Annotated in this window: 21 protein-coding genes; 7 read left to right on the top strand and 14 right to left on the bottom strand. The window is 69.1% G+C overall.

Going from position 1 to position 15540, the window contains the following annotated elements; all coding sequences use genetic code 11:
- Nucleotides 1-3 precede the first annotated feature (3 nt).
- The 6 genes from ACSHWB_RS03480 to ACSHWB_RS03455 form a co-directional block, all read right to left on the bottom strand.
- Entirely contained in the window at nt 4-369 is a 366-nt protein-coding gene (locus ACSHWB_RS03480; RefSeq protein ID WP_439660643.1) for a toxin-antitoxin system YwqK family antitoxin, read from the bottom strand.
- Nucleotides 353-688, bottom strand: a complete 336-nt coding sequence (locus ACSHWB_RS03475) for a toxin-antitoxin system YwqK family antitoxin (protein WP_439660642.1) — start codon at nt 686-688, stop codon at nt 353-355. Before ACSHWB_RS03475 ends, ACSHWB_RS03480 begins: the two co-directional genes overlap by 17 nt.
- A gap of 17 nt (nt 689-705) precedes the next feature.
- Nucleotides 706-1023 (bottom strand): toxin-antitoxin system YwqK family antitoxin, encoded by a 318-nt coding sequence (locus ACSHWB_RS03470; RefSeq protein ID WP_439660641.1) that lies wholly within the window; start codon nt 1021-1023, stop codon nt 706-708.
- Nucleotides 1023-1331, bottom strand: a complete 309-nt coding sequence (locus ACSHWB_RS03465; protein WP_439660640.1) for a type VII secretion target — start codon at nt 1329-1331, stop codon at nt 1023-1025. The genes ACSHWB_RS03470 and ACSHWB_RS03465 overlap by 1 nt, the downstream gene beginning before the upstream one ends.
- A 31-nt stretch (nt 1332-1362) precedes the next feature.
- The gene (locus ACSHWB_RS03460; protein ID WP_439660639.1) at nt 1363-1893 is read right to left on the bottom strand and encodes a YbaB/EbfC family nucleoid-associated protein; all 531 of its coding nucleotides are present in this window, start codon (nt 1891-1893) and stop codon (nt 1363-1365) included.
- A gap of 208 nt (nt 1894-2101) precedes the next feature.
- The gene (locus tag ACSHWB_RS03455) at nt 2102-2476 is read right to left on the bottom strand and encodes an FKBP-type peptidyl-prolyl cis-trans isomerase (protein ID WP_093596735.1); all 375 of its coding nucleotides are present in this window, start codon (nt 2474-2476) and stop codon (nt 2102-2104) included.
- Between the two features lie 170 nt (nt 2477-2646).
- On the opposite strand from ACSHWB_RS03455, the gene ACSHWB_RS03450 reads away from it, so the two are divergent.
- Complete coding sequence (locus ACSHWB_RS03450) at nt 2647-3453, top strand: S1 family peptidase (protein WP_439660638.1); 807 nt, start codon at nt 2647-2649, stop codon at nt 3451-3453.
- 55 nt (nt 3454-3508) lie between these two features.
- Nucleotides 3509-5470 (top strand): beta-propeller domain-containing protein, encoded by a 1962-nt coding sequence (locus ACSHWB_RS03445; RefSeq protein WP_439660637.1) that lies wholly within the window; start codon nt 3509-3511, stop codon nt 5468-5470.
- Here ACSHWB_RS03445 and ACSHWB_RS03440 read toward each other — a convergent pair.
- Nucleotides 5460-6215 carry an EI24 domain-containing protein gene (locus ACSHWB_RS03440; protein WP_439660636.1) on the bottom strand — a complete coding sequence of 252 codons (756 nt, stop codon included), beginning with the start codon at nt 6213-6215 and terminating at the stop codon, nt 5460-5462. The two genes, ACSHWB_RS03445 and ACSHWB_RS03440, sit on opposite strands and share 11 nt — an antisense overlap.
- Nucleotides 6216-6279: 64 nt before the next feature.
- On the opposite strand from ACSHWB_RS03440, the gene ACSHWB_RS03435 reads away from it, so the two are divergent.
- From ACSHWB_RS03435 to ACSHWB_RS03425, 3 genes are all read left to right on the top strand, one after another.
- Nucleotides 6280-7572 carry a helix-turn-helix domain-containing protein gene (locus ACSHWB_RS03435; RefSeq protein ID WP_439660635.1) on the top strand — a complete coding sequence of 431 codons (1293 nt, stop codon included), beginning with the start codon at nt 6280-6282 and terminating at the stop codon, nt 7570-7572.
- Between the two features lie 81 nt (nt 7573-7653).
- Nucleotides 7654-7812, top strand: a complete 159-nt coding sequence (locus tag ACSHWB_RS03430) for a hypothetical protein (protein ID WP_439660634.1) — start codon at nt 7654-7656, stop codon at nt 7810-7812.
- On the top strand, nt 7809-8033 hold the full coding sequence (locus ACSHWB_RS03425) for a hypothetical protein (RefSeq protein WP_439660633.1): 225 nt from the start codon (nt 7809-7811) through the stop codon (nt 8031-8033). The genes ACSHWB_RS03430 and ACSHWB_RS03425 overlap by 4 nt, the downstream gene beginning before the upstream one ends.
- On the opposite strand, the gene ACSHWB_RS03420 is transcribed toward ACSHWB_RS03425, so the two are convergent.
- A complete protein-coding gene (locus tag ACSHWB_RS03420; RefSeq protein ID WP_439660632.1) occupies nt 8030-8701 on the bottom strand; it encodes a GNAT family N-acetyltransferase in 672 nt (223 codons plus the stop codon). The two genes, ACSHWB_RS03425 and ACSHWB_RS03420, sit on opposite strands and share 4 nt — an antisense overlap.
- A 136-nt stretch (nt 8702-8837) precedes the next feature.
- Here ACSHWB_RS03420 and ACSHWB_RS03415 point away from each other — a divergent pair, with 136 nt between their 5' ends.
- Complete coding sequence (locus ACSHWB_RS03415) at nt 8838-9200, top strand: hypothetical protein (protein ID WP_439660631.1); 363 nt, start codon at nt 8838-8840, stop codon at nt 9198-9200.
- Here ACSHWB_RS03415 and ACSHWB_RS03410 read toward each other — a convergent pair.
- A complete protein-coding gene (locus ACSHWB_RS03410; protein WP_439660630.1) occupies nt 9171-10091 on the bottom strand; it encodes a YihY/virulence factor BrkB family protein in 921 nt (306 codons plus the stop codon). The genes ACSHWB_RS03415 and ACSHWB_RS03410 overlap by 30 nt on opposite strands.
- Complete coding sequence (locus ACSHWB_RS03405; RefSeq protein ID WP_439660629.1) at nt 10078-10257, bottom strand: hypothetical protein; 180 nt, start codon at nt 10255-10257, stop codon at nt 10078-10080. The genes ACSHWB_RS03410 and ACSHWB_RS03405 overlap by 14 nt, the downstream gene beginning before the upstream one ends.
- Before the next feature lie 78 nt (nt 10258-10335).
- On the opposite strand from ACSHWB_RS03405, the gene ACSHWB_RS03400 reads away from it, so the two are divergent.
- Nucleotides 10336-11949: a hypothetical protein gene (locus tag ACSHWB_RS03400; RefSeq protein ID WP_439660628.1), complete on the top strand. Its 1614-nt coding sequence runs from the start codon at nt 10336-10338 to the stop codon at nt 11947-11949.
- Here ACSHWB_RS03400 and ACSHWB_RS03395 read toward each other — a convergent pair.
- From ACSHWB_RS03395 to ACSHWB_RS03380, 4 genes are read right to left on the bottom strand one after another with little or no spacing between them, the layout of a single operon-like run.
- On the bottom strand, nt 11942-13084 hold the full coding sequence (locus ACSHWB_RS03395; RefSeq protein WP_439660627.1) for a cysteine desulfurase-like protein: 1143 nt from the start codon (nt 13082-13084) through the stop codon (nt 11942-11944). The genes ACSHWB_RS03400 and ACSHWB_RS03395 overlap by 8 nt on opposite strands.
- Nucleotides 13085-13088: 4 nt before the next feature.
- Nucleotides 13089-13685 (bottom strand): TetR/AcrR family transcriptional regulator, encoded by a 597-nt coding sequence (locus tag ACSHWB_RS03390; protein ID WP_439660626.1) that lies wholly within the window; start codon nt 13683-13685, stop codon nt 13089-13091.
- A complete protein-coding gene (locus tag ACSHWB_RS03385; RefSeq protein WP_439660625.1) occupies nt 13673-14338 on the bottom strand; it encodes a YqeB family protein in 666 nt (221 codons plus the stop codon). The genes ACSHWB_RS03390 and ACSHWB_RS03385 overlap by 13 nt, the downstream gene beginning before the upstream one ends.
- 39 nt (nt 14339-14377) lie before the next feature.
- Nucleotides 14378-15520: a GNAT family N-acetyltransferase gene (locus ACSHWB_RS03380; protein WP_439660624.1), complete on the bottom strand. Its 1143-nt coding sequence runs from the start codon at nt 15518-15520 to the stop codon at nt 14378-14380.
- Nucleotides 15521-15540: the final 20 nt, after the last annotated feature.

Here is a 15540-nt window from a genome sequence, read left to right as displayed (position 1 = left end):
CCCTCAGGTGAAGGTCTTGTCCTCGGTCAGGTTGCCATGGGCGTCCCACCGTTTGCGGGTGAGTGGCCGGCCCTGCTCGTCGAACGTTCGCCGCTGCGCAAGCCGCCCGCCGGTGTGCCAGCTTCGCCACTCGCCGACGGCCTTGCCCGCGTTGTTCACGCCTTCGTGACGCTTCTGACCGTCCGGGTACCAGCTGAGCTGGGGGCCGTGGGGAATTCCTTGCCAGTAGGTGATCAGGCTGGTGACAGCGCCGTTCGTGTCTCTGGTCTCGACTTCACCGTCGAAGAGCTCGCCGTTGTGGTGAAGGCGTGCGGTCTCGTCGATGTATGACTCCGCGCTGTCGATGCGCATTTCAGGCGACGTGCTCATAGGTCAGCACGCCGTTCGGATCCCATTCCCGGCGGTACAGCTGGCGACCCTTGTCGTCGTACTCGGTCTCCATCGCGAGCTGTCCGTTCGGGTGCCACTTCCGGTTGACGCCGATGAGGAGGCCGAAGTTGATCGTCCCCTGCTTGTAGGGGCGGCCGGGCCCGAACCACTCGGCGTAGGGGCCGTCCGCGACGCCGCCGTCGTAGTTGTAGCTGGAGATGAGATGGCCCTCGCTGCCGTGCTCCACCACTTCGCCGGTGTACGGGACGCCCTCGTACAGGAGGCCGTTGTAGTCCTCGTCTGTGTCAGCGAGGTTCACGCGCATGGCCCTGGAGATCAGAGCCCTCGTGTGACGCCCGAGTGCCTGTCCTCGACGAGGACGCCGTCCTCGTCCCATCGCTGCAACTGGATCAGCTCGCCGAACTTGTTGAACAGGCTGTACTCGGCGAGCTTCCCGTTCCGGTGCCACTCACGCCATTCGCCGACCGCGGAACCCTGCTCGCACTGCCCCTCGACGTACTTCTCGCCGGTCGGGTACCACTCGGCCTGAGGACCGTGCTCGATGCCGCCCGAGTACGAGGTGAGCCCGATGACCCTGCCTTCCGCGTCGGTGTCCTCGAGTTCGCCGGTGAACGGCGGAATCGGTGAGGACATCAGACCCCGCCCTTGAGCGTGCGGGTGATCTGGTCCTCCACCTCCTGGTAGTGCTTGGCGGTCTCGGTGACCTTCTTGGAGGTGGCGTCCATCGCTTCCGCCGCCCCCTTCAGGGCGTCCATGCCCCACTGCTCAACGGGGTCGAGCATCATCCGGAACGGCTGGCAGATGATCCCGTACGCGTCGGTCGGCATCGACACGGTGTTCGCCGCGTCCACCGCACCCTGCAGGCGCCCGTGCAGGCCCTCCAAGGCTTTCGCGTGCGCTTCCAGCACGTCCGAGGTGACGTTGAATCCACCGGCGGTCATCGAACCCCCTCAAGTTCGGGCAACGGAAAGATCAGCTGAGCACGGACTCGCCGCCGAAGTCGTCGTCATCGTCCGACGGCGGGCGGCGGCGCGGGGGAGGCGGCGGTGTCGGGCGGGGCGGCGGCGGTGCGTCGTCCTCCACCCGGAAGTTGATCTCGTTGCGGTCGTACGGCGTGCGCACCGGCTCTTCCGCGGGCGGCGCGGGGAAGTTCTTCTTGGCCTCGTTGAACAACACGTTGGCCGTCTCGTCCTGCGTGCCGATGGTCTCGGCCATGGCTTCCTGCAGCAGCTCGGGAATCCGGGACTGCGCGCGCTGCAGCAGCTTCATGATCTCGCCGCTGATCTCGGCCATGCGCTTGCCGGAGGCGGACTCGTTGATCACGAGGTTCTGCAGGATCCCGTTGGACCCGACCAGGATCTCGATGGAACCGTCCTGCGACCGCTCGGAGATCGTCATCCCCTGCACGCGCGTCGCCATCTCCTGGTAACGCGCGGCGCGTTCCTGGATCTTCTGGTCCCAGTTCGCGAGCATCTGCTCGGATCCGGCGATGTCCTCGGGCACCGGTGGTTCCCTCCCAAAGCGGCGGCAGACTCAAGAATGACGCAGCCGGATCCGATCTCGTTCCAGCATCGGGTCAAATCGGCTGTAAGGACCAGTGGCGTCCCACTGATCGGACCAGTGGGACGCCGCAACGTCAATCACACAAGCTGGGGTCCGGTAGGGCGAGTCGACGAAAAGCGCGTCGACTCGCCCTGCCGAAGTCGACGAACTAGTTCACACCCAGCAGGTCGACGACGAAGATCAGCGTCTCGTTGGGCTTGATCACGCCGCCGGCACCGCGCGCGCCGTAGCCCAGGTGCGGAGGGATGACCAGCTTGCGGCGGCCACCGACCTTCATGCCCTGAACGCCCTGGTCCCAGCCCTGGATGACACGGCCGCCACCGAGCGGGAACTGGAACGCCTCGCCGCGGTCCCAGGACGCGTCGAACTGCTCGCCGGACGAGTGCGAGACACCGACGTAGTGCACGGACACGAACTGTCCTGCCGTGGCCTCCGCACCGTCGCCAACGGTGATGTCCTCGATCAGCAGGTCGGCGGGCGCCGGGCCGTCGTGCGGGTCGACCTCAGGCTTCGTGGGGGCCATCACAACTTCCTCTCGGAACGGGGTTGTTCGCGCTCGATCCAATCACGCGCGGGCGCGCGGGGCCGAATGGCCTACGCGGACCAGCTCTACCCGGGCTCCCCGGACTCATGTCTTTCTTTAGTCACCACCGGCTTCGCGGCCGGGGGACACAACAGAAGAAGGAGATGATCATGGCGGCAACCCTGCACCGCCTCCGGTCTCTGCTCGGTGCGGCACTGGCGGCGGCAACGCTGTCCATGGCCTGCGTCAGCGTGGCCGAAGCAGCTCCGACCCCGACCGCCGACGGCGAGTTCGGCACCCAGATCGTCGGTGGCACGCGCGCGAGCACGTCCACCTACCCCTGGGTCGTCTACCTGGCCACGAGCAGCGGTTTCCAGTACTGCGGCGGCACTCTCGTCGCTCCCAACAAGGTCGTCACCGCCGCGCACTGCACCGAGGGCGACTCGGCGTCCGCGGTCCGGGTCGTGGCAGGCCGCGACGACAAGAACTCCACCGCGGGCACCGTCGCCCGTGTCACCCGCATCTGGATCCACCCGAGCTACCGCGACGTGACCCTCGGCTACGACGTCTCGGTGCTCACGCTCGACCGCAACCTGTCGCAGACCCCGATCCCGTTCGCCACGTCTGCGGACAGCGCGCTGTACAGCGCGGGCACCAGCTCGACGATCCTCGGCTGGGGCACCACGTCCTCCGGCGGCTCGGCCTCGCGCTACCTGTTGCGCGCCACCGTGCCGCTGACCAGCAACTCCAGCTGCACCAGCTCGTACGGCAGCGACTTCAAGTCCACTCACATGGTGTGCGCCGGGTACTCCCAGGGCGGCACCGACACCTGCCAGGGCGACTCCGGTGGCCCGCTCGTGGCCGGTGGCAAGCTGATCGGCATCACGTCCTGGGGCGAGGGGTGCGCGGCCGCGGGCTACCCCGGCGTCTACTCCCGCGTCTCCACCTACGCGGCGCAGATCCAGGCACAGCTGTAAAAAGTGCGGGCCGGGAAGGGGCAACCCTTCCCGGCCTCGTTTACGTCCTCACACCATGAACGGCAAGAAGCTGTTGGCCAGCGCCGCCGTGCTGGCCGTCGCCGGAGTGTGTGTGAGCTCCGCGGTGCGAGACGAGGCTCTCGCGCCACCGATCGTGGACTACGGGCCCGTGCGTCTCGTCGCGTTCGACTCGTGCGACAACGCGCTGACCGAACTGCGCCGCGCCATGGCCCCGTACGTGAGTGCGTACGGCATCGGCGGCGGCCCCATCATGTTCGCCGAAGGCATGGCGACGGACAGCGCCGGTGTCGCGCAGAAGAGCGTGCCCGACGCGAGGAACAGCGCGACCCCGCCCACGCAGCAGCAGGAACACTCGACGACGAACGTCCACGAGCAGGGCGTCGACGAGCCGGACATCGTGAAGACGGACGGAAAACGCGTCGTCTCCATCGCGGACGGCAAGCTGCGCGTCATCGACGTGGCCGGCAAGTCGGTCACGGGCACCGTCGACCTCGGCGAGCGCCACGCGAGCCAGCTGCTGGTCTCCGGCGACCGCGCGCTGGTGGTCACCGACAGCCCAGTGCCGATGATGAAGCCGACGGTGCCGCCGGACCGCCCGGAGTTCGCCCCGCAGTCCGGCACCGAGCTCGTTCTCGTGGACCTCAAGGGCCTCAAGGAGATCAGCAGCCTCAAGACCGACGGCTTCTACCTCGACGCCCGCCAGATCGGCGGCGCCGCCCGCGTCGTCGTCCGCTCGCAGCCGCGCCTGCCGTGGGTGTACCCGGACCAGTCGACCAACGAAGCGGGATCGTTGCGGCGCAACAAGGAGATCCTGCAGAGCGAGCCCATCACGTCGTGGCTGCCGCGCTACGAGCTCAACGAGAACGGCGCCCGGTCGAGCGGGACCCTCGTCGACTGCGCGAACGTCAGCCACCCCGCCTCGCACTCGGGCACGTCGATGCTGACCGTGCTGACGTTCGAGCTCTCCGGTCAGCTCGGCACCGGCCAGCCGGTCTCGATCGTGGCCGACGGCGACACCGTCTACGGCACCGACCGCAGCCTCTACATCGCCGACGACCACCGCCTGCTGCCAGAACTTCCCACCAAGCCACCGGTTCAGCGCCCGATCACCACGGCGATCCACCAGTTCGACATCGGCAGCCCCGGCCCGCCCAAGCACGTCGCGTCCGGTGACGTGAACGGCACGCTGCTCAACCAGTACTCGCTGTCCGAGCACGAAGGCGTTCTCCGCGTCGCCACGACCACGGGCACCGAGACCCGGTGCTGCTGGCGGATGCCGTCGGACGTGAGGACGCAGCCGAACATCGCCCCGGCGCCGTCGGAGAGCTTCGTCACGACGCTGCGCCGCGAGGGCAACGAGCTCGCCAAGGTCGGCCAGGTCGGCGGTCTGGGCAAGGGCGAGCGGATCTACAGCGTCCGGTTCATCGGCAGGATGGGCTACGTCGTCACGTTCCGCCAGACCGACCCGCTCTACACGCTCGACCTCAGCGATCCCAAGCAGCCCAAGGTGATGGGCGAGCTGAAGATCACCGGCTTCTCCGCCTACCTGCACCCGGCGGGCGACGGGAAGCTGATCGGCGTCGGCCAGGAGGCGACCGAGCAGGGCAGGACGACCGGCACGCAGGTGTCGCTGTTCGACGTGGCCAACCCCGCGTCACCGCAACGACTTGCGCAGTACCACCTGCCGGACTCCAACTCAGAGGCCCAGTTCGACCCGCACGCGTTCCTGTTCTGGCCGCAGGACGGCACTCTGGTGATCCCCGTGGCGTCGTACAAGTCGAACTACGAGGTCTCCTCGCTGGTGCTGCGCGTCGACGGCAACCAGCTGCGCGAGGGCGGCAGGATCGTCGAGCCGTCGAGCCAGAACCACTACGGCGGCGGGCAGCGGCGCACGATCGTGATCGGCGACCAGCTGTGGTCGATCTCCGGCGCGGGCGTGCAGGTCAACGCGCGCAACGGCCTGGCACAGCAGGCCTGGCTGCCGTTCACGCGGTAGCGCGGTCCCCGTTGAGCAGGCGGTGCGACAACACCGTGCCGCCTGCCATCGCCGCCGGGATCACGACCAGCGCGGCCAGCGGGATCAGGCACAGCAGGTAGGTCGGCACGGCGAGCCCGAGCACCAGGCCGCGGCGCGTCGCGAGGATCTGCCTGCGCTGCTTGAACGTCCGGCCGCGGCGCGTGAACGGGATGCCGGTCAGCTCGATGCCGAGCAGGTAGCCGTTGATGAGCACGGCCAGCACCGGCACGACCGTCTGCCCGATGACCGGGATGAACCCGCACAGGAACAGCGGGATCGCGAACAGGATCGACGTGCCGACCAGCAGGAGCGTGCCGCGCAGCCCCACCAGGAACCCGCGCCACCAGCCGATCTGCTCCGCGTCCGGCACACCGCCGAGCTCGTCCTCGACCTCTTCCGCGATGTACTCGTAGAACGGGCCGCCGATCATGAGCGTGATCGCGGTGAACAGCAGCACGCTCAGGCCGAGCCCCGCCGCGATCACCGAAATTCCGACGGCGACCTCGACGATGCTCTTCCAGGTGTCGCTCCACGAGTCCGCGAAGCCGGTGAGCCACCCGGCGATCGAGTCGATGTTGGTGAACAGCACCACCCAGCCGACGATCATGAGCACGGCCGTGATGACCGCGGGCAACGCACCCATCAGCACGCGCTTGGGTGAGCTGAACACCAGGCTGAACCCACGCAGCAGCAGACCGACACCGGCACCGAAGTCCTTGATCACGCGCGCAGGATAGTCGGTTCCGGGCCCTGTTGAGACGAGGTAGTGGGAAAACGCGGCGCGCGGCATGATGGGCGACCCGAGTGCGGAGGCGTTGAGGGTGAGCAACCCGGCCAGGAACACCGTCGTCGTCCCGGACGGACCGCTGCCGGCGCTGCCGCCGTCCATCTGGGAGTCGAAGGACGTGCGGGACGCGGTCGCCGCGGAGTCGCCCGGCGCCGTGGTCGCGATCGCGCGCAGAGCCCACGGCCTGCGGCAGGACGAGCTGGGCGCGCTGGCGGGGTTCTCCCAGTCCGCGATCTCCCGGCTGGAGTCCGGCAGCAACATCGCCTACGACATGCGCGTCCTGCGCACGTTGCAACGGCTGCTCGGCATTCCCGCGCACCTGCTCGGGCTGACCGACCGCACGGTGCCGGTGCCGTCGGGCGACCTGGTCGTCGGGATGGAGGGCAAGGCGCTCATGGCGTTGTGCGCCTCCGCGGTCTTCAACGCGAACAGCGACGACGACGCGGTCAGCCAGTTGCTCGTGCTGCGCCGGATCATCAACGACGCGCACAACTGGCGTGCGACCGGTGCCCTCATGCCCGCCGTCCGCAGCATGTACGACGTCATCGACGCCTTGCGCCGCAACGCGCGTGGCGAGGTCCGCCGGCGGTTGCTCGGCACCAGCGCGATGTACGCGGAGTTCCACGGCTGGCTGTACGAGGAGATCGGCGACCTGCGCAACGCCGGCGCGTGGACGTCCAGGGCGCTGGAGCAGGGCCAGGCCGCGGACGACAGGGACGTGGTCGCGTACTGCTACGTGCGGATGAGCCAGCTCGCCGAGGTCGACGGCGACGACGACCGCGTCATCGGCCTGGCGCGTGCCGCTCAGCGCGAGACGGGGGTGAGCCCGGTCGTACGCGCGATGGCGGTGCGGCAGGAGGCACGCGGTCTTGCGCGCGCGGGTCAGAACGCGTGCATGCAGCGGTTCGACCTCGCGCATTCGTTGGTGCTGACCGTGGAACGGCCGATGAGCGACGAGTACTCGATCGGCTACTGCTTCACCGACCTGCACGTCCAGATGCAACGCGCCGCGAGCCTGGTCGCTCTCTCGGACCACCGCCGCGCCATCGACGCGTACACGGAACTCATGCCGCGGTGGGGCACCGTCTGCCAGTGGGAGCAGGGCGTGCACACGGCCACCCTCGCCTACGCGCACGCTGCCAGCGGTGACGTCGACCGGGCCGTCGAGCTGGGGTTCGCGGCGCTGGACCTGGCCCGCGTCACGGGGTCGCAGCTCATCGTGAACGAGCTGGCGAGGCTCGGACCGTGGGCGGCGACACCGGCGATCGCCGAGCTCACGGCCCAGCTGCGCTAGTCGTATGCGAGTTCCGCATACGGCACCCGCAAATCGTATAGAACCCTCCCCAATTCGGCGGGGAGACCGCACGATCCAGGGGTGATCGACCTAGCCGAACGAACGCCGCGCTCGGACGAGGTCACCGAGGGGTTCTGCGCGGCAGTGGCAGAGCAGAACTCGGGCCCTTACCGGCTCAAGTTCTACGCCACCACGCACGCCGTCGTGTGTGTGGTGGACGACGCTGAGGTGAAGGCATGAACATGCCTGTGTTGCTGGTCCGCAAGCGTGCGGGTGTCGTAGGCGAGACACAACGCACGTGCCACCTCGTACCCATGCCCGACGACGACACGCTGCTCGCGTTGACCGCGTACTGCGGTGAGCTCATCCACCAGGGCGAGGCCGAGCTGCTCGCCCAGCCCTCCGGCATGCCGTGCGTCGGCTGTCTGTTCCGCGTGCCCTTGCCGCGCGACGAGACCTAGGCAGGTGAGGCGATGCAGGCCGTGCCGAACCTGCGGAACCCGACGCGTTCGTAGACCCGCGCGATCTCCAGGCTCCCGGCCGACAGGAACACCAGCTCCGCGCCCCGTTCCAGGGCGTCGCGCGCCAGTTCCGCCGTGACCGCACCACCGAGACCACGCCGCCGTGCCGCCGGCAACGTGCCGATGCCCACGATCTCCACGACGTCACCCGCCCGTTGCGCTGTTCCCACCGCCAGCACGCCCTCGCCTGGCAGGTCGGCCACCGCGTGACGGTGCCGGGTGCTCATCGGGACGGCACCGTCCAGGGCCGCGTCCCGTTCCGCCACACCGGCTTCGCCCGCGGCCGTGCCCGGCGACGAGAACGCCAGCTCCGCCACCACGGACACCTCGACGGGCCGCGTGCCGAGCACGCGCACGTGCGGATGCGGTTCCGGTAGCTTCTCGGGATCGAGCACCAGCAACGGCGCCTGGAGCACCTCCAGGCCGGCCTCGACCGCGACGTCGAGCAGGCCCGGCGTCGTCTCGTGCACCCACTCGAACGCCTCGGGCACCCCGAGCTCGCGCTGCCGTTCCCGCACCCTCAGCACGTCGGCGACCGTCGGCTGCCCGCCGGGGAACCGCGGCCGCGCGTAGTACGGGTAGCCGTCGCCCGCCTGGACGAACAGCACCAGTTCGCCGTGTTCCTCAACACGAGATCCCGGTCGGGGCACAGAGTCGTAAAACTCTTCCAGAACACTCCGCATAGAAGATCACGCTAGCTACCTTTGGCGGTATGACGTACGGCAATTCCCGCAACGAGCGGTCATGAGGGTCGTGGCGGCACTGGCCGCCCTCCTGCTCCTGACCGGCTGCGGAGGCGACGCCGAGGACCGGTTCGCCCGCCCCGGCGCACCCAAGCAGTCGCCGAGCGGCAAGTTCGTCGCGCACGCCGAGAGCGCGAGCGAGGTGCGGGTGACCGACCGCAACGGCGGTGACGTGTTCCGCAAGTCCTACGAGTACGCCACGAGCTCGCGGGCGGACGGCATCGGCGTGGTGTGGCTGTCCAAGAAGGACCAGCTGTGGGTGCTCGTTCCCGGTGACACGAGCGAACGCATCGAGGCAGGGCCCGACGGCGTGTGGACGGCGGTCGAGGCGGACCTACCCGGCGAGATCACGCGGCTCGGGTGAGGGGTCCGGCTCGCCCTCGGTGATCCGCCTGCCGCGCTCCAGCTCCGCGTCGAACTCGGCGCCGAGCAGCACGGCGATGTTCGAGATCCACAGCCACACCAGGAAGACGATCACGCCGCCCAGCGAGCCGTAGGTCTTGTTGTAGGACGCGAAGTTCGCCACATAGACGGCGAAGCCGACGGTCGCGAGCGACCACAGCACGATCGCGAGGAGACTGCCGGGGCTGACCCAGCGGAAGCCGTGCTGCCGGGCGTTCGGCGCGGCCCAGTACAGGACCGCGAGCGCCAGGCTCACGAGCAGCAGGATGACCGGCCACTTCGCGATGTCCCACACGGTGACCACGGTGTCGCCGAGCCCGATGGCGTTGCCGACCGTGTCCGCGATCCCGCCGGTCAGCACGAGCGCGCCGAGCGTGAGCGACACCAGCACCACCGCGCCGAGCGTGAGCCCGAGCCGCAACGGCACCGTCTTCCAGAACGGCCGACCTTCCTCGACGTCGTACATGGCGTTGCACGCGCGCATGAACGCACCGAGATAACCGGACGCGGTCCAGAGCGCAGTCAGCAGACCGATGATGCCCAGCAGGCTCGCGGCGTTCTGACTCTTCTGCAGCTCTTCGATGGACGACTTCACCAGGGTGCCGGCCTCACCGGGGGCGACCTGGTCGACGTACTTCAGGAGCTCCTGCGTCGTCGTGTCGCCCATCAGGGCGAGCGCCGACGTCAGCACGATGATCCCGGGGAACAGCGACAGCACCGCGTAATAGGTGAGCGCGGCCGCCCAGTCCGTCAGGTTGTCGTCGCCGAACTCCTTGACCGTCCGTTTGAGAACGCCCCACCAAGCGGCCTTGGGCAGCTCGGTGGGGCGTTCAACGGTCCTACCTGCGGGCACGGCGCCAGTTGACCGAGCGCGAGCCGATACCGGCCATGTGCAATGCGAGCAGCAACAGTCCGAGCACGACCAGCGTGTTGACGGTGATCACGTCACCGAGTGCGGCCTTCGCCAGGTCCAGGATCAGGGCGAGGCCGAACGAGACCGCCGCGATGATGGCCAGCATGTCCACCTCCTACTAGGTGAGCTGCGGATACCCACTTGTTCAACCGGGAATCGCGCCGTTCGGAGCAATGAACGTGTCATGATCGGTCCCGTGGACGTCCAGCGCTGGCAAGCAGCCGCGGTTCCGTGGTGGGTGACCAAGGTCGGGCTCGTCGGTGGGTGGATCGTCGCCTTCTACTTCGCCGTGAGCGCGAACGAGGCGCCGTGCACGGCCGCCCAGCCGTGTCTGCCGGATCCGCTGTTCTCCCTCGCGGTGGTGCCGCTGCTGGCGACGCCGTTGCTGCTGCTGTTCAACCGCGTGCTCACGGGCTGTGCGATGGGCATCCTGTTCGGTGCGATGGACATCGCGCTCGACGGCAGCGCGACGGCCAACGTGGCGTTCGGGCTGCACGCCGCCGCGTGTGCGTTGGTGGGGGCGTGGACGCTCAGGTCGCGTGCGGACCAGCACGAGGCGGCGGGCGCCGGCCTCGTCTCGTTGCCGGACATGCCACCGCAGCGCGGGGTTCTGCGCATCATCGCGGTGCTGCTGGTCGTCTTCGGGTTCCTGACGTTCGTGCAGTACAGCCTCACCAACGACGCGATCGAGCAGCACATCGCGAACGCCAGCCGCGTCCAGGCCGAGGTCGTCGAGATCAAGGACACCTACGAGGTGTGGGTGGAGCTGCCGGACAGGCAGCGCGCCGCGTTCCAGCCGCTCGCGCCCGAGTCCTACCGGGTCGGTGACGACGTGCCGGTGCTCGCGGACGGCACGTGGGTGCAGATGGAGAACGAGCCCGAGGACGTCACGTGGTGGCTGACCATCGGTGGCGCCGCCGTGTTCTTCGCGCTCATGCTGGCCGCGCGGGAACGCCGCCGCCGTGCGTTGTGGACGGGGCCGGTGAAGGCGATCCGGGTGCAGGCGCACATGGTCGGACCGCGGCGGATCCTGTTGCGGTACGGCAAGAAGGACATCGCGACGGTGGCCACGCTCGCCGACCTGGGGCTGGAGGAGCCGCTCTACCACGACACCGAGGAGTTCGGCCGGGTGTGGCGCGGCGAGGAGGACCAGCCGCTGCAGCTCGACCCGGCCGAGGTGCTCGTCGCGGGCGAGTGGCACCACGGCGGGCAGGTGGCGCTGCTGGTCGAGGGTGAGGTCGTGGCGACCGCGACGCTGAGCAGGGTGCGCCCGCGCCACACCGTCCACAGTGCACACCTGCCGGGCGAGCCGGTCACGGCGGGCACGCCCGTCGAGCTTCCGCACGCGATCTGGCCGGGGGACCGCCGCCGGGTCGAGGGCGTGGCGCTGCTGCTCGGCGCCGCCGGTGCGTTGATCGCGCTGAAGTACTACCCGGACCTCATCGTGCTCGGGCTGCTCGGCGTGCAGTGCGTGTTGTCGGCGGTGACGCGGTTCCAGCCGATGCTGCGCCTCGACCACGGCTCGGTCGTGCTCTACACCGGCATCTTCACCTATCGCGTGCCGTGGGCGCAGCTGCACGGCGTGCGCCGGTCCGGGCCGCAGCTCATGCTCGCGTTCGGACCGCACGGCGACGTTCTCACCACACCGCACCTGCCGGACAAGGAGGCGGGCGAGAAGCTGATGTGGGCGCGCGCCCGGTCGTTGATCTCCGAACACCCCGGCGAACGCGTGACGCGCAGGCTCAACATCAGCGTGCTGGTCGGCGCGGTCTACGCCGCGCTGGTCCTGTTCATCTGAGCCTGGCCACGGCCTGGAGCAGACGGTCCACATCGGACTCGTCGGTGTACGGCCCGATGCCCGCCCGCACGGCACCCTTGTCGCCCAGGCCGAGCCACCGCGAGCACTCGAGCGCGTAGAAGTGGCCGGCGGGCGCGTTCACGCCCTCGGCCCCGAGCCGCCGGTACACCTCGGCCGGGTCCAGCCCGTCGACGGAGAACAGCACGGTCGGCGTGCGCGACGAGGCCTTGCTGTAGATGCGCACGCCGAGCTCCTTCAGCCCGGTCTCCAGCTGCTCGCGCAGGCCGAGCTCGTGCTCCTCCAGCCCTTCGAGCCCCCGCATGAACTCGACCGCCGCGGTCGTCCCCGCCAGCAGCTCGTACGGCAGCGTGCCCAGCTCGAACCGCTCCGGCACGGCGTTGGTCGACGGCAGCAGCTTGTCCGGCCGCAACGTCTCCAGCAGCTCCGGCGCCGCCGCCAGCACGCCGAGGTGCGGGCCGAGGAACTTGTACGGCGAGCACACGAAGAAGTCGGCGTCCAACGCCTCGACGTCGACCGGCACGTGCGGTGTGTAGTGCACGCCGTCGACGTAGACGAACGCCGCCATCTCGTGCGCCGCCCGCGCGATCTCCGCGACGTCCGGACGCGTGCCGAGCAGGTTCGACGCCGCCGTGATCGCGACGACGCGGGTGCGGTCGGACAGCAGCTTCGTGACCGACTCGACGGGCAGCTCACCGGTCGTGCGGTCGAACGGCGCCCAGCGCACCGTGGCCCGTGCGGCCTCGGCGGCCTGCACCCACGGCCTGATGTTCGCGTCGTGGTCGATCCTGGTCACGATGATCTCGTCGCCCGGCCGCCAGTTCTTCGACAGCGTGCGGGCGAAGTCGTAGGTCAGCTGGGTCATGCTGCGCCCGAACACGATGCTGCCGGCGTTGAGGAACTCCGCCATCGTGCGCCGTGCGGTCTGGACGATCTCCTCTGACCGGCGTTCGGCGGCCGTGACGCTGCCCCGGTTCGAGATCGCCGAGGTCAGCGTGTTCCTGACCGCCTCGCCCACGACGTCGGGCACCTGCGCGCCGCCGGGCCCGTCGAAGTGCGCGGCGCCCTCGCGCAGAGCGGGGAAGTGAGCGCGGACCGCTGCGACGTCGTAGGCCATGCCCTCATGGTGCTTCAGCACCCACGAATCGGGAAAGGATCAACCGGAGGGTGCTCACCTGTTCGTTCGCGTCGAAGTCAGGGTCGATCAGCCTGCCGAACAGGCCGTCGACCAGTCCCTGCGCCCAGCTCGCGGCCGTCCGCGCGCTCACCGGGAGGGTGATCTGGCCGGCGTCGTGCGCCTGTTGCAGCAGGTCCGCCAGCTCGTCGCGGACGGTCTGCTCGTTGCGGCCGACCAGTTCCCACAGCTCAGGGTCGCGGCTGGCCTGCGCCACGACCTCCAGCACCAGCCCGGCCACGGACCTGTCGAGCGCGGGTACGCACAGATGATCGACCATCAGCCGGACGCCGTCCCACGGGCTGAGCTCGCGCGCTCTGGCGAACATGGCCGCGTTGTCCTCGGCGTCCTGCACGAAGATCTCGCGGAAGATCGCCCGTTTGGTGGGGAAGTAGTGGAAGAGGCTGCCGGTGCTGATGTCCGCGGCCCTGCAGATGTCCGCGACGGTCGTGCGTTCGAAGCCCTTCTGCGCGAACAACCCCGCCGCGGTGTCGGTGATGTGCCGCTTCTTCTCCGCGTGCTTGACCGGGTCTACCGTTCGCACCTGTAGTACTGCCTCTTCTTCTCGTCCCGCACGGAGACGCCGCGTTTGCGGATCTCCCGCGCCAATTCTGCGGCCTCCGCGTTCTCGTACTTCGCGATGGCCTTCCGGCGGGCCGTGAACAGCGCGTTCACGTCCGCCGGCAGTTCGGGCGCGTGCTCGACCCACATCCGGAACTCCTTCGCGAACGGGTCCGCGTCGCGCCACCGGTAGCCCTGTTCGGTGAAGGCCCTGGCGAGCTCGGCCCTGCTCAGGTCGGAGGTCTCGCGGGCCAGCTCGGTGCCGTTCGGCGCCAGCAGCACGAGCTGCTTGCCGTCCGCGAACGCCGACTCGACCTCGCCCCGCCCGAAGTCGAACGTCTTGTCGCCCTTGCACAGCGTGATCCGGCTCTGCGAGACCTCGACCGACATCATCTCGCTCGCCCAGAACAACGCGAACACGAAGCCCGCGACCGCGCCGACGGCCAGCGCGGCGAGCGTCGCCCAGGGCTCCGGGATGTCCGTGACCAGCTCGAACACGCCTTGGAACGGGAACCACTCGAGCGTTGTGATCCATCCGGCCGCCAGTTTGAGACCCCAGCCCGCGGCCGCGCCGACGGCCGGGCACGCGACCCAGATGCCGTACCGGACCGCCGCGGTCTCCTGCACAGTCGTCATGAGCGCCAATACTAGACCGAGCGCTCGGTTTATTCTGGGTTACGGCAGGTAGAAGGTCAGCAGATCGCTCGTGACCGGCGGAAACAGCGCGTACATGAGCTCTGCCTTCGGGCCCGGGTAGACGTCGGCGCACAGCCGTTGCAGGCCGTCCATCCCGTGCGGGCCGAACAGCAGCGACGCGAGATGGTCCGGGGCGATTCCCGCGCCACCTTGCGCACCGGGGGCCAGCAGCGTGCCGCCCCACTCGTACGGACCGATGTCCTTGCCGTCCCAGTGGAAGCGGACGTGCGTGCGGAAGAACCCGAGCAGCACGTCGGCGGGTTCCTGGCCCTGCAGGCGTTGCGCGAAGACCGGCCGCAGGTGTTCCAGCAGTGCCGGCACGTCCGGGAGACGCACCAGGTACTGCTCCAGGTTCGGGGCGCGCGGGGCCAGGAACTCCTCCAGCACGGGCAGCCGTTCCACGACCTCGGCCGGGTCCACCAGCGCCACCACGGCTTTCACGGCGTCGTCGTCGATGCCGGCGATCTCGCCGAGTACGACGTCACCCTCGTCCTCGGGAGTGCTGCGACCGGTGGCGACGGGGGTGCCGTCCCGCTCGACGATCCACGTGCGGGAGCCGGTGCGGTGGAGCAGCCAGCGCCAGCACGGCGTGCCGTGGGCCATGCGCAGTCCGATGCCCTGCTGCGCGTGCTCCTGGAAGCGGTCGAGCGCCGGGATGTCCGCCTCGGTCGCGAGCCGGATGGTGTGTCCCGCAACGGGTTCGGGCTTCGTCGCGAGTGCCCTGGTCTGCTTGAGCGGGATCGCGTAGGTGTAGCCGAACTGACGGTAGAAGTACGGGATGCCCATCATGACCTGGAGCAGGTGGCCCTGACGTGCAGACCTGTCGTGCGCCCAGCCCATCAGCTGCCGCACCAGGCCTCGGCCCTCGTACTCGACGTCGGTGGCGACCTGTTCGATCTGTCCCGCCGGGATGTCGACGCCGGCGAGCGTCACCGTCTCGTCCATCAGCGTGACGGTGGAGACGATCCGGCCGTCGTCGTCGGCCACCCCGACCCAGTCGCACCCCGCGTCCGGGTCGGTCATCAGCAGCCGGGCGTCGACGCCGTCGCTGGGATCCATGCGCGAGACCACGAGATTCTCGACCTGGGGGAGGTCTTCCGGGCGTGAGGTGCGGATTTCCACCGGCCGAGTGTTTCCAGGGC

It is taken from the genome of Lentzea sp. HUAS TT2 (assembly GCF_051853195.1).
GTDB lineage: Bacteria > Actinomycetota > Actinomycetes > Mycobacteriales > Pseudonocardiaceae > Lentzea.
Note: the sequence above shows the minus strand (reverse complement) of the source record. Positions and strands in the feature narration are given on the sequence as shown.